Genomic DNA, 13,543 nt, shown 5'->3' on the forward strand with positions numbered 1-13,543 from the left:
CTCTGTCACACCAAAAAACCTGTGGCAGCTGGCAAATCCAATCTCTGTCACACCACAAAACCTGTGGGAGCTGGCTTGCCAGCGATGAGGCCCGCCGGGTCGATACAAAGCCATATCGAACGCATATCAAACCCCCGCCCAATTAATATTGTACGAACCCGACACCCCCTTCCAATACTTCCCCCCAAGCAGCCAGCGTCCCGAGCCGGATGCGACCAGGCGAGGGAATGCGTGAGTCTTTGCGCATAGAAATGGCCGATTGCCCGGGACGTGGCTGCTGTGAACCGCAAGGTTCCCTTCCCCGCTATCAGGAGATCGACTTCAATGATCATCGATATCAGCTGCTATCCCACCGATCTGGTGGACCTCGCCTGGAGGCATGACGGTGACCCGTTCACCGGCGAGCGTCTGCTGGAGATGATGGATGGCCCGTACATGGTCAACGGCAAGCCTCGCCGCATCGACAAAGCCTTCATCCAGCCACCGCAGGGCAACACCATCTACACCTGGACCGACGGCGACCTCAGCGGCCGCGAGTCCATCGACGCGTACATGGCCTACACACTGAAAATGGTCCAGACCTACCCGGACCGCTTCATCGGCTGCTTCGTCTACAACCCGCGCTGCGGCGTGGAAAACGGCGTCGAGGCGATCGAACGCTACGTCAAGGAATACGGCTTCAAGATGGTCCAGATGCAGGCCAACATGCATGCCTACCGCCCGGACCGTGCGCTGGACTGGGTGCGCCCGGCCTTCGAGAAATGCGCCGAGCTGGGCATCCCGGTCAAGCTGCACACCGGCGACGGGCCTTACAGCATCCCCTCGGAATGGGTGCCGATGATCAAGGAGTTCCCCAACGTCGATTTCATCATGGCGCACTTTGGCGTGCAGACCGGTGGCGTCTACGTGTTCGAACCGATGCAATGGGCGATGGAGCTGCCCAACGTCTACTGCGAATCGGGCTGGTGCCTGCAATCACGGATCGTCGAATTCGCCAAGGTCCTGCCGACCCACAAGATTCTGTTCGGCACCGACACCCCGCCGAACGAACCGGGCATGTGGCTGCGCCTGCTCGAAGTGTTGTGCCACGAGCCGCCGCAGGGCCTGAACCTCGACGAGGACACCCTTGAAGAATACCTGGGCAACAACACTGCCCGGATGATCGGCCTCGAACCGACCCCGCCGCCACGCTCGGTCAGCGAAGCACAGGCGCAACTCAAGCGTCCCGTCACCACGCAACTGGCCAGGAGCTGAACCGATGATTATCGATACCCATCTGCACCCCACCAACCTGGTCGACGAGGCCTGGCGCCACACCGGCGAACCGTTCACCGGCGAGCGCATGCTCAAGCTGATGGACGGCCCTTACATGATCAATGGCAAACCGCGCCGTATCGACATGGGCTTCATCCAGCCGCCACCAGGCAACACCGGTTATCGCGACGGTAACCGTCGGGGCCGCGAGGGCGTGCGCGATTACATGTCGTACGTCGCTGAGTTGTGCGTGAAGTACCCGGACCGCTTCATCGGCAACTTCAACTTCAACCCGCGCTGGGGACCGGAAAACGGCGCGGCGGAGCTGGAATTCCATATCAAGGAATACGGCTTCAAGATGCTCAAGCTGCACGCCAACATGCACGGCTATCGCCCGGACCGGGCGCTGGACTGGCTGCGTCCGGCCATGAAAGTTTGCGCCAAGTACAACATCGTGGTGCTGATCCACACCGGTGACGGGCCGTACACCATTCCGACGATGTTCTACCCGATCATCCGTGAGTTCCCGATGGTCAACTTCATCATCGGCCACTTCGGCATCCAGACCGGCGGCAACTACTCATTCGAGGCGTTCTGGATGGCCATGGACACGCCAAACGTCTACTGCGAATCCGGCTGGTGTTTCCAGTCGCGGATCGTCGAGTTCGCCAAGGACCTGCCACGCAACAAGATCGTGTTCGGCACCGATTCGCCGCCGAACGAACCGGGCATGTGGCTGCGCGAACTGGAAGTGTTGTGCTCACCCGCACCGCAAGGCCTGGGCATCGACGAGGACCACCTTGAGGATTACCTGGGCAACAACATCGCCCGGCTGTGCGGCATCGAACCGACGCCGCCGCCCAAGGACCTGATCGAGGCGGACATTCGTCTGACCACGACGTACCTCTAACCCGCAAAACCTGTAGGAGCGAGCCTGCTCGCGATGGAGGTCAACGATGACGCCGTGCTGTCTGGAATCCCGCGTTGTCTTTAAAACCATCGCGAGCAAGGCTCGCGCCTACATGGAGGTGAAACCATGACCCTCTCGACGCTCGGCGATACCCAGGATTTTCACGACTTTCTAGATGCCTATCGCCGGCAGTACCCGGACGATGTGCTGACCGTCCAACATTGCCTTTCTGCCGATCAGGACGTCACCGCCCTGGTCGATGCCTTGACCTCACAAGGTCGCGATCCCCTGCTGATTTGCGAAAAAGTCGGCAACTTCGGCGCCCCCGTGGTCACCAACCTGTTCGCTTCCCGCAGCCGAATCGCCCGGATGTTCGGCATTGCCCCGGCGCAACTGCACGAAACTTTCCAGCAACGCGCCAATAACCCCATCGCCCCGCGCTACGTGGAAAGCGGCCCAGTGTTGGATGAAATCTTCGAAGGCGAAGCCGTGGACCTGGCATCGCTGCCGATGCTCAAGCATTTCGACAGTGACCGCGGGCCGTACATCACCAACGCGATCATCATCGCCGAAGACCCGCTCACCGGCATCGCCAACATGAGCTATCACCGCTCGATGCGCCATGCCCGGCAGACCCTCGCCACCAGCCTGCATTCGCGCGGCCACTTGTGGCGCATGCTGCAAACCGCCCGCGAGCGTGGTGAAGAATTGCGCGTGGCCATGGTGGTCGGTGCGCACCCATTGTTCATGCTCGCCGCTGCCGCACGCTTGCCCTTCGGCAGCGATGAGCGCGCAGTGGCCGGGGGCTTGTTCGGTGCGCCGCTGGAGCTGGTGAAAACCCCGCGCTATGGCATCGGCGTGCCGGCGTACGCGGAGTTCGTCCTGGAAGGCGCCATTGACCCGGCGGCCTATGCCGAAGAAGGTCCGTTCGGTGAATTCAGCGGCTATTCCTCGGATCGCTCGACCAACAATGTGCTGCGGGTCGACACCCTGATGCGGCGCAAGGACGCCTGGTTGGTGGATGTGGTCGGTGGTCGTTATGCCGAGCACCTGACCCTGGCGCGACTGCCAAGGGAAGCGGAGATGAGTGAAAAGCTCAAGGCCCGTTTCCCCGCCGTGACGGCCGTGCATTACCCGAATTCCGGCACGCATTTTCACTGCTACGTGGCGCTGGACCAGAGCCGTGACGGCGAGGCACGGCAGATCATGCTGGCGTTGCTCGGCTGGGACCCGTATCTGAAAACCGTGATCGCGGTGGACAGCGATATCGACATCAGCGACGACAGCCAGGTGCTGTGGGCGCTGGCCACCCACTTCCAGCCGCACCAGGACCTGTTCGTCATCGACGGTTTGCCCGGCAGCCCGCTGGACCCTTCCTCCTCGGTCAACGGCACCACTTCGCGCATGGGCCTGGACGCTACGCGCGGTTCAGGATTCGACGGGATCAAGGCGCAGCTCGACCAGGATGTGCTGGAGCGCGCGCGCAATCTGCTCAGGAGCTTTGCGTCATGAATCGCCAGCGCATGGTGGTGGGCATCAGCGGTGCATCGGGTTTCATCTATGGCGTGCGCCTGCTGCAATTGCTCGCCGAACTGGGCATCGAAAGCCACTTGATCATCAGCCGCGCGGCGCTGCTGACCATGGCCCACGAAACCGACTACAAGCTGGCCGACGTCACTGCGCTAGCCAGCCACTACCACCGCGCTGACGATGTGGCCGCCGGGATCGCCAGCGGTTCGTTCCGCTGCCTGGGCATGGTCGTTGCGCCGTGTTCCATGCGCACCCTGGCGGAAATCGCCACCGGCACTTCATCGGGCCTGATCGGTCGCGCGGCCGACGTCACACTCAAGGAGCGCCGCACGCTGGTGTTGATGGCCCGGGAGACTCCGCTGACCCTCGCCCATCTGCGCAACATGACCGCCGTGACCGAAATGGGCGGCATCATCGCCCCGCCCGTCCCGGCCTTCTACGCCCGCCCGCAAGACCTTGCGCAAATGGTCGATCACAGCCTCGGCCGGGTCCTTGATCTGTTTGGCCTCGATGCGGGCACTGCGATGCGCTGGGGCGAACACACAAAACCCTGTGGGAGCGAGCTTGCTCGCGATAGCGGTAGATCAGTTGCCATCTCTGCTGAATGAAATACCGCAATCGCTGGCAAGCCAGCTCCCACAGTGGATCGCATTCCGACAAATAACACAGGCAAGGAGCATCACATGAACACGCCCTTCAACGCCCCGACCCCGAACACCAAAATCCCGGTGACCATCCTCACTGGGTTCCTCGGCGCCGGCAAAACCACCCTGCTCAACTACATCCTTAAAGAGAACCATGGCCGAAAAATCGCCGTGATCGAAAACGAATTCGGCGAAGTCGGCATCGACGGTGATTTGGTGCTCAGCTCCGAAACCGAAGAAATCTACGAGATGGTCAACGGCTGCGTGTGCTGCACCGCCGAAGTCCGCGAGGATTTGGTGCGCATCGTCCGCGAACTGGTGGCGCGCCCGGTGCGGCTCGATCACATCCTGATCGAAACCAGTGGCCTGGCTGACCCGTATCCGGTGGCCCAGAGCTTTTTCATCAATGACCCGATTGCCGATGAAGTCGAACTCGACGCCATCGTCACCATGGTCGACGCCAAGCACATCGCCCAGCACCTGGAAGACCTGCAACTCGATGGCGTGGACAATCAGGCGGTGGACCAGATTGTCTGCGCCGACCGTATTGTCATCAACAAGGTCGACCTGGTCAGCGCCGCCGAAGTGGCGTCCCTGAGCGACAAGATCCGCGGCCTCAACGCCACGGCGGATCTGGTGACTTGCAGCTACGCCGAAATCGACTTGACCAGGATCCTCGGTATCGGCGCCTTCGAGTCCACGCAAAAACTCATGGAAATCGGCGCCGAGCACGATCATCACGCCGATGAGCACCATCACGATCATGACGATCTGGATCATGACCACGACCCAAGCGTGTCGTCGGTAGGCATTGCCGTGGACGCTGCGGTCAACCTCGGCGACTTTCACCGCTGGATCACGCAGTTGCGCACCGAGCAGGCCGACAACCTGTACCGAATGAAGGGTGTGCTGGCGGTCGCCGATCAGGATCAGCGTTATGTGCTGCAGGGCGTGCACAGCCTCGTCGAGTTCCGCGCATCAACCCTGTGGGGCAGCGAACCGCGCTCCAGCAAGATCGTGTTCATCGGCCGCGACCTGGACCGCGCAGCGTTGAACCAGGGCTTTGCCGCCTGCCTGGCAGGCTGAACAAAGGCATCGGAGCCGGTGGATGGCGGTTCCGGGGCACACGAATGACTGATGCCAGTCCGAAAGAACGCCGCAAAACCTGTGGGCGCTGGCTTGCCAGCGATGAGGGCAGGACAGTCACTTTCTTTTCGACTATTAGACCGCTATCGCTGGCAAGCCAGCTCCCACAGTGATCGATGGCGTTCCCGCAATTGGCATCAGAACGAATACCCCTCTCTACAGCATAAAAACAGCAAGAGGTGTTTCCCCATGTCGTCAGCCACTACCCCTGCAAAACCCGTCACCCTCCATCCCGTCGACCAGGTGTTATCGGTACGACAAATGCTCACCCTCGGCCTGCAACACATGGCCGTCTCGTACATCGGCGCCATCGCCGTGCCGTTGATTGTCGCCAGCGCCTTGAAGATGTCACAGGCCGACACCGTGGTGTTGATCAGCACCACGCTGTTCTGTTCCGGCATCGCCACCCTCCTGCAAACCGTCGGTTTCTGGAAATTCGGCGTGCGCCTGCCGATCCTCCAGGGCGTGGCCTTCAGCAGCGTCGGCCCCGTCATCGCCATCGGCAGCAACCCGGAGGTCGGTTTCGCCGGGGTTTGCGGGGCGGTGATCGGCGCGGGGATTTTCACCATGCTCGCCGCGCCGTTCGTGGGACGCTTGCGGCGGTTCTTTCCGCCGGTAGTCACCGGATGCATTGTCACGGTGATCGGCTTGCAGCTGTTTCCGATTGCCTATGAGTGGGTCGGCGGCGGGCGTCATGCCGCTGATTTCGGCGCACCGGCCTACCTTGCGGTGGCAGCGGTGGTGTTGCTCACCATCCTGCTGGTCAACCGCTATGGCAGCCCGATGCTGCGCAACATGGCGGTGCTGGTGGGCATGCTGGTGGGTGCCGGGCTCGCCTATGGGCTGGGCATGGGCAGCTTTCACAGCGTGCAGGAATCCCCCTGGCTGACCGTGCCCTACCCGTTCTATTTCGGCCTGCCGACCTTCAGCCTGATCCCCATTGCCACCATGGTGGTGGTGATGATCGTGCAGATGGTCGAGTCCATGGGCCTGTTCGTGGCCATCGGCGACATCGTCGACAAACCGGTGGAAGACAAACAGGTGATCAACGGCCTGCGCGCCAACGGCCTGGCCAGCACCATCGCCGGGATGTTCGCTGCGTTTCCGTTCATTGCCTTCATGGAAAACGTCGGTCTGGTGATCCTCACCGGCGTGCGCAGTCGTTGGGTGGTGGCCGTCAGCGGCTTGTTGATGTGCTCGGTGGCGCTGGTGCCCAAGGCCGGCGCGATCATTGCGTCGATGCCGACCGCGGCGCTTGGCGGAGCCGGGATTGCCATGTTCGGTGTGGTCGCGGCGGCAGGCATCCAGACCCTGGCCAAGGTCGACTACGAGCACAATCGCTACAACGTGCTGATCGTCGGTTTCACCATCGCCGCCGCCCTGGTGCCGGTGCTGGCCCCGGCATTGTTCAAGCAACTTCCCGAGTGGTCGCAGCCGTTCCTGCACAGCAGCGTGGTGATCGCCTGCCTGGTGTCGGTGTTGCTCAACGCCGCTCTCAACGGTGTCAGCGTGCCTGATGCCGCCACCAGCAAACCCGCTTCCCACAGCCTCTGACTGGAGCCACTCATGACTCAACTGCAAAACATCCTGATCAAAAACCCGCAGGCGGTGATGACCGGCCTGCGCGGCCCGCGTGCCCGGGCCGGTGCCGTGGACATTCGAATCGTCAACGGGCGCATCGCTGAAATGGCTGCCAACCTCGAAGCGCAACCCGGTGAACGGGTCATCGATGCGCGTCACTCGGTGGTCTATCCGGGCTGGATCAACACCCACCATCACCTGTTCCAGAACCTGCTCAAAGCCGTGCCGGAAGGTTTGAATCAAGACCTGCAAGGCTGGCTGGCCAGCGTGCCCTACCCGCGCCTCAACCGTTTCACGCCACAACTGGCGCGCATCGCCGCACGACTGGGAATGGCCGAGTTGCTGCTCTCGGGGGTAACGACCTGCGCCGATCACCACTACCTCTATCACGCCCACGGCACCACCGAGACCGGCGACCTGTTGTTTGACATGGCCGATGAATTCGGTCTGCGTTTTGTGCTGTGCCGGGGCGGTGCGCTGGAGTCCGCCAGCGCCCATCCCGGATTCTCGAAAACCGCGCTGCAACCGGAAACCCTGGAGCAGATGGTCGGCGATATCGAACGCCTGAAGTCGCGGTATCACCAGGACACTCCGGATGCGATGCGCCGGGTGGTGGTGGCGCCGACGACTCCGACTTTTTCTCTGCCGCCCACCCTGCTGCGGGAACTGGCGCACACGGCCCGTGGCCTCGGTTTGCGCTTGCACACGCACCTGTCCGAGACGCAGAACTACGTGAATTTCTGCCGCGACAAGTACAACTGCCTGCCGGTGGAGTTCGTCGCCGAGCACGAATGGCTCGGCCCGGACGTCTGGTTCGCCCATGCGGTGCACCTGCAACCCGCTGAAATCCGCATGCTCGCGCAAACCGGCACCGGCGTTTCCCACTGCCCGGTGAGCAATGCGCGTTTGGGCAGCGGCGTTGCGCCAATCCCGCAGATGTTCGAGGCGGGCGTACCGATCTCACTTGGCGTCGATGGCGTGGCCTCCAACGAGTCAGGGAGCATGGTCGGTGAAGCCAACACTGCGTGGTTGATTCACCGGGCGGAGCAAGGCGCATCAGCCACCACGGCCGAAGATGTCATTCACTGGGGTACGGCAGGTGGTGCGCAGGTGCTCGGGCTGGGCGCGGTCGGCACGCTGGAAATCGGTCAAGCGGCGGACCTGGTGATCTACGGTCTCGACCATCCGCGGTTCTTCGGCTTCCACGACATTGCCGTGGCGCCCGTGGTGGCGGGTGAACCGATCGCGGTGCGCTACAGCCTGGTAGGCGGTCGCGTGGTGGTCGATGACGGCGTGATTCCGGGGCTGGATGTACAGCGGATGCGCGCCGAGGCGTGGGATGGGGTGAGGCAGTTGATGAACGTCGACGAATAACCCCCCGCCGCACCTGTCCCCCTGTAGGAGCGAGCCGGATCCGGGCGGCTCGCTCCTACAGGGTTTACCGCTCAGCCTTCGCCACCGCTGCCGAAGCCGCCAGCATCGCCCGCAACAGCACCGCGCAGCCGGCGGCCAGGTCATCGGGTGCGGCGTTTTCGATTTCGTTATGGCTGATGCCACCTTCGCACGGCACGAAGATCATCCCGGCCGGGCCGAGTTCGGCAAGGAAGATCGCGTCGTGGCCTGCGCCACTGACGATGTCCATGTGCGACAGGCCCAGGCCTTGAGCGGCACCGCGCACGGCTTCGACGCAACCTTTGTCGAAATACAACGGCGGGAAGTCGGCGGTGGGTGTCAGTTCATACGTCAGGCCATGTTCTTCGCAGGTGGTCTCGATGACTTCGCGGACTTCGGCGATCATCGAGTCCAGGCGTGCCGGTTCCAAGTGGCGGAAATCCAGAGTCATGCGCACTTCACCGGGAATGACATTGCGCGAACCGGGATAGGCTTGCAGGCAGCCAACGGTGCCGCAGGCGTGAGGTTGATGGCCGAGTGCGGCACGATTGACCGCACCGACAATCACCGCGGCGCCGACCAGGGCGTCCTTGCGCAGGTGCATCGGCGTCGGCCCGGCGTGGGCTTCGACACCGCGCAGTTTCAGGTCAAACCATTTTTGCCCGAGGGCGCCCATCACTACACCGATGGTTTTGCGTTCGTCTTCGAGGATCGGGCCTTGCTCGATGTGTGCTTCGAAGTAAGCCCCGACCTTGTGCCCGCTGACCTTGCGCTCCCCCGCATAACCAATGGCGTTGAGCGCCTCACCCACCGTCACGCCCTCGGCGTCGACCTTGGCCAGGGTTTCTTCGAGGGTGAATTTTTCCGCGAACACCCCGGAGCCCATCATGCATGGCGCGAAGCGCGAGCCCTCTTCGTTGGTCCAGACCACCACCTCCAGCGGCGCCTCGGTCTCTATCTGCAAATCGTTCAGTGTGCGCAGTACTTCAACGCCGGCCAGTACGCCGAAACAGCCGTCGAACTTGCCGCCGGTGGGTTGGGTATCGATGTGACTGCCGGTCATCACCGGTGGCAGGTTCGGGTTACGTCCTGCACGGCGGGCGAAAATGTTGCCGACGGCGTCGATGCTGACAGTGCAGCCTGCCTCCTCGCACCATCTGACAAAGATGTCCCGGGCCTGTCGATCCAGATCGGTCAGGGCCAGGCGACAAACGCCGCCCTTGACCGTGGCGCCGAGTTTGGCCAACTCCATGAGCGACTGCCATAGACGATCGCGATCGATGTGCTGATGGGTGGACTGCAGAACGTCAACGGCCGCGTTCATGGGGATCTCCTCAGGCTGTTCTTATCAATTTGTTCAGTTCAATTCTGCGCTGTGCTTTAGGCCGCCATCGCTGGCAAGTCGAATCGTCGCACCGCAGCTCCCACAGGGTTTTGTGAACACCCGAGAAACTTGTGGGAGCTGGCTTGCCAGCGATGAGGCCCTCCTTCACACCGCAGTCTTCGCAACAGACGGGCTGGGGCGCATCACACTCAACCCGTAATAAATCAACCCGCCCAGCGCCGAGCCGGTAAACCAGCCATAACTGTAGAACCAGCTGAACGCGTCGCTGCCCAGCGACAACAACGTCAGCACTACGGGCACACCAAACGCGATGAAGCCGCTCCAGTTCCATGCCGGATAGACGTCATCGCGGTACAGCCCGGCGAGGTCCAGTTGCTGTTTCTTGATCAGGAAATAGTCCACCACCATGATCCCTGCGATCGGCCCAAGCAGGCTGGAATACCCGAGCAGCCAATTGGAGTAAACGGTTTCCAGACTGATGTCCGAGACGATCAGCCCGAGCTTTTTCAGCAGTTCATGGGCCATCAATGCCAGACCGACAAACCCGGTCAGCAACACGGCGTTGGTACGGTTGATCACCTTGGGCGCGATATTCTGGAAGTCATTGGTCGGCGACACGATGTTCGCGGCGGTGTTGGTCGACAGTGTGGCGATGATGATCAGCGCCATCGCCAGCGCCACCCACATCGGGCTCTGGATGTGGCCGATCAGGGTCACTGGATCGGACACGGTCACCCCCACCAGTTTCACCGAAGCCGCGGTCATCACCACGCCCAGGGACGCGAACAGAAACATGGTCAGCGGCAGACCGATGATCTGCCCGACGATTTGATCCTTCTGGCTTTTCGCGTAGCGACTGAAGTCCGGAATGTTCAGCGACAAGGTGGCCCAGAAGCCGACCATCGCCGTCAGCCCGGCCGCGAAGTAACTCGCCACGCCAGCGCCTTCGGGACGCTTGGCCGGGATCGCCAGCAATTCGGTCATCGAGACATTGGGCATCGCCCACACCAACAGACCCACTCCCACCGCTACCAACAACGGTGCAGAAAGGGTTTCCAGCCATTTGATCGACTCGGCGCCGCGAATCACCACCCACAGGTTCAGCGCCCAGAACACTATGAAACCAATCACTTCACCGGTGCCGCCCAGGGATTTCCAGCCCTCGAACACCGAACCGAGGAACAGATGAATCGCCAGGCCGCCAAACATCGTTTGAATGCCGAACCAGCCACACGCCACCAGCGCCCGGATCAGGCACGGAATGTTGGAACCGAGGATGCCAAAGGACGACCGCAGCAACACCGGAAACGGGATGCCGTACTTGGTGCCGGGGAAGGCATTCAACGTCAGTGGAATCAGGACAATGATGTTGGCAAACAGAATCGCCAACAGCGCTTCGCCGACGCTCAGGCCGAAGTACGCGGTCAACACGCCGCCCAGGGTATAGGTCGGCACGCAAATCGCCATGCCGACCCACAGTGCGGTGATGTGCCATTTGTTCCAGGTTCGTTCACGCACCTTGGTCGGCGCGATATCGTGGTTGTAACGGGGACTGTCGAGGACATCGCTGCCGGCTTCGAGCTCGAACAAGCCGTCCCGCTCGGTCACTTGCGATCTGATCTGTTGCATGGCCGCTCCACTGTTCTTTTGATTATTGTTGCTCATCAGGGACTGGCGGAATCAATAAACGTGCCGAGTGCCCCGCTTGCGCATCGGGCAGTTCCATAACTCTTTGCAACCAACTGATGTTTATCGGTTTTATTGACTGAATGAAGTATGTGCCGTGCCACTCAGGCCGAATGCCAGGCAAGTTGTCCGAACAGTCAGGACTCAATCTGGTGCGTGGATTTTTTTTCAAAGTCGCGCATACACCATAGACCAATCTCAAACAGCTGATTTCACATAAGAAATCTTGACCATATTTAGATCCTGTCAAGTGCGTCAAAATGGTGAGCGGCCTCACCATTTTGGTGAATCTCAATTTTAAACGTTATTTATCAAATATTTATCTATGGAATAAGCTTATAAAAAATATTCTTGCCGATTCCATAAACTGCAGCTAGCGTTTAATCCTGACAGCGCTGACAGGAATAGCCCTTTCAGTACTCGTTCATATAAAACACTTAGAACCGGTATCAGCCGGTCATTGCCTGCGAGGAACTCGGAATGTCTCTGTTGATCCGTGGCGCTACCATTATTACCCATGATGAAAGTTATCGCGCCGACGTGTATTGCGCAGACGGCGTAATCAAGGCCATCGGCGAAAACCTGGATATTCCTGCAGGTGCAGAAATGCTCGATGGCAGCGGCCAGTATCTGATGCCCGGCGGCATCGACCCGCACACGCACATGCAACTGCCCTTCATGGGCACCGTGGCCAGCGAAGACTTCTTCAGTGGCACGGCGGCGGGACTGGCCGGCGGTACCACGTCGATCATCGACTTTGTGATTCCCAATCCGCAGCAGTCCTTGATGGAGGCGTTCCATCAGTGGCGTGGCTGGGCCGAGAAGTCAGCCTCCGACTACGGCTTTCATGTGGCCATTACCTGGTGGAGCGAGCAGGTCCGTGAAGAGATGGCTGAGTTGGTGATCCACCATGGGGTCAATAGCTTCAAGCATTTCATGGCTTACAAGAACGCAATCATGGCCGCCGATGACACCCTGGTGGCGAGTTTCGAGCGCTGCCTGGAATTGGGTGCGGTGCCCACCGTGCATGCCGAAAACGGTGAGTTGGTCTATCACCTGCAACGCAAACTGATGGCCCAGGGCATGACCGGGCCGGAAGCGCATCCGCTGTCGCGCCCTTCGCAAGTTGAAGGCGAAGCCGCGAGCCGGGCGATCCGCATTGCCGAAACCCTCGGCACGCCGCTGTATCTGGTGCATGTCTCGACCAAGGAAGCCCTCGATGAAATCACCTACGCCCGGGCCAAGGGCCAACCGGTCTACGGCGAAGTGCTGGCCGGGCACTTGTTGCTGGACGACAGCGTCTATCAGCACCCGGACTGGCAGACCGCCGCTGGCTACGTGATGAGTCCGCCGTTCCGCCCTCGGGGTCATCAAGAGGCGCTCTGGCATGGCTTGCAAGCGGGCAACCTGCACACGACCGCCACCGATCATTGCTGTTTCTGCGCCGAGCAAAAAGCCGCGGGCAAGGATGACTTCAGCAAAATCCCCAACGGCACGGCCGGTATCGAAGACCGCATGGCGGTGCTGTGGGATGAAGGTGTGAATACCGGGCGCTTTTCGATGCAGCAATTCGTCGCGCTGACGTCCACCAACACCGCGAAGATCTTCAACCTCTATCCGCGCAAAGGCGCGATCCGGGTCGGCGCCGATGCCGATCTGGTGCTGTGGGACCCGCTGGGCACGCGGACCATTTCCGCCAAGACCCATCACCAGCAGGTCGACTTCAACATCTTCGAAGGCAAGACCGTGCGCGGCGTGCCGAGCCATACCATCAGCCAGGGACGCGTGGTCTGGGCCGATGGCGACCTGCGCGCAGAACGGGGTGCCGGGCGCTATATCGAACGGCCGGCGTATCCGGCGGTGTTTGATTTGCTGAGCAAGCGGGCGGAGTTGAATCAGCCTGTGCCCGTGAAGCGCTGACCCGATTTCCTGTGGCGAGGGAGCTTGCTCCCGCTGGACTGCGCAGCAGGCCGGATTTGGGGCGGCTTCGCCACCCAGCGGGAGCAAGCTCCCTCGCCACAGGGTGAAACAAAGAACAGTGCCCGTTCAGAGGCA

Annotated in this window: 10 protein-coding genes; 8 read left to right on the forward strand and 2 right to left on the reverse strand. The window is 61.2% G+C overall.

Features of this window, described 5'->3' with window-relative positions; genetic code table 11:
• The first annotated feature begins 324 nt into the window (after positions 1 to 324).
• The 7 genes from D8U69_RS00240 (at position 325) to D8U69_RS00270 (ending at position 8,439) form a co-directional block, all read left to right on the forward strand.
• Complete coding sequence (locus tag D8U69_RS00240; RefSeq protein ID WP_130906424.1) at positions 325 to 1,254, forward strand: amidohydrolase family protein; 930 nt, start codon at positions 325 to 327, stop codon at positions 1,252 to 1,254.
• A gap of 4 nt (positions 1,255 to 1,258) precedes the next feature.
• Positions 1,259 to 2,164 (forward strand): amidohydrolase family protein, encoded by a 906-nt coding sequence (locus D8U69_RS00245; protein WP_053158646.1) that lies wholly within the window; start codon positions 1,259 to 1,261, stop codon positions 2,162 to 2,164.
• 126 nt (positions 2,165 to 2,290) lie between these two features.
• A complete protein-coding gene (locus D8U69_RS00250; RefSeq protein WP_130906425.1) occupies positions 2,291 to 3,676 on the forward strand; it encodes a UbiD family decarboxylase in 1,386 nt (461 codons plus the stop codon).
• A complete protein-coding gene (locus tag D8U69_RS00255; protein ID WP_130906426.1) occupies positions 3,673 to 4,302 on the forward strand; it encodes a UbiX family flavin prenyltransferase in 630 nt (209 codons plus the stop codon). Before D8U69_RS00250 ends, D8U69_RS00255 begins: the two co-directional genes overlap by 4 nt.
• 75 nt (positions 4,303 to 4,377) lie before the next feature.
• Positions 4,378 to 5,424 carry a GTP-binding protein gene (locus D8U69_RS00260; RefSeq protein ID WP_056852868.1) on the forward strand — a complete coding sequence of 349 codons (1,047 nt, stop codon included), beginning with the start codon at positions 4,378 to 4,380 and terminating at the stop codon, positions 5,422 to 5,424.
• Positions 5,425 to 5,673: 249 nt separating this feature from the next.
• Positions 5,674 to 7,038 carry a nucleobase:cation symporter-2 family protein gene (locus tag D8U69_RS00265; protein ID WP_130906427.1) on the forward strand — a complete coding sequence of 455 codons (1,365 nt, stop codon included), beginning with the start codon at positions 5,674 to 5,676 and terminating at the stop codon, positions 7,036 to 7,038.
• Between the two features lie 12 nt (positions 7,039 to 7,050).
• Positions 7,051 to 8,439, forward strand: a complete 1,389-nt coding sequence (locus tag D8U69_RS00270; RefSeq protein ID WP_130906428.1) for an amidohydrolase family protein — start codon at positions 7,051 to 7,053, stop codon at positions 8,437 to 8,439.
• Between the two features lie 64 nt (positions 8,440 to 8,503).
• Here the strand turns inward: D8U69_RS00270 and D8U69_RS00275 are convergent, their stop codons facing one another.
• Positions 8,504 to 9,781 (reverse strand): Zn-dependent hydrolase, encoded by a 1,278-nt coding sequence (locus tag D8U69_RS00275; RefSeq protein ID WP_056852871.1) that lies wholly within the window; start codon positions 9,779 to 9,781, stop codon positions 8,504 to 8,506.
• 165 nt (positions 9,782 to 9,946) lie between these two features.
• Positions 9,947 to 11,431: an NCS1 family nucleobase:cation symporter-1 gene (locus D8U69_RS00280; RefSeq protein ID WP_130906429.1), complete on the reverse strand. Its 1,485-nt coding sequence runs from the start codon at positions 11,429 to 11,431 to the stop codon at positions 9,947 to 9,949.
• Between the two features lie 537 nt (positions 11,432 to 11,968).
• Here D8U69_RS00280 and hydA point away from each other — a divergent pair.
• Entirely contained in the window at positions 11,969 to 13,408 is a 1,440-nt protein-coding gene (gene hydA / locus D8U69_RS00285; RefSeq protein WP_130906430.1) for a dihydropyrimidinase, read from the forward strand.
• Positions 13,409 to 13,543: the final 135 nt, after the last annotated feature.

The organism is Pseudomonas sp. Sample_16 (assembly GCF_004307665.1).
Taxonomy (GTDB): Bacteria; Pseudomonadota; Gammaproteobacteria; order Pseudomonadales; family Pseudomonadaceae; genus Aquipseudomonas.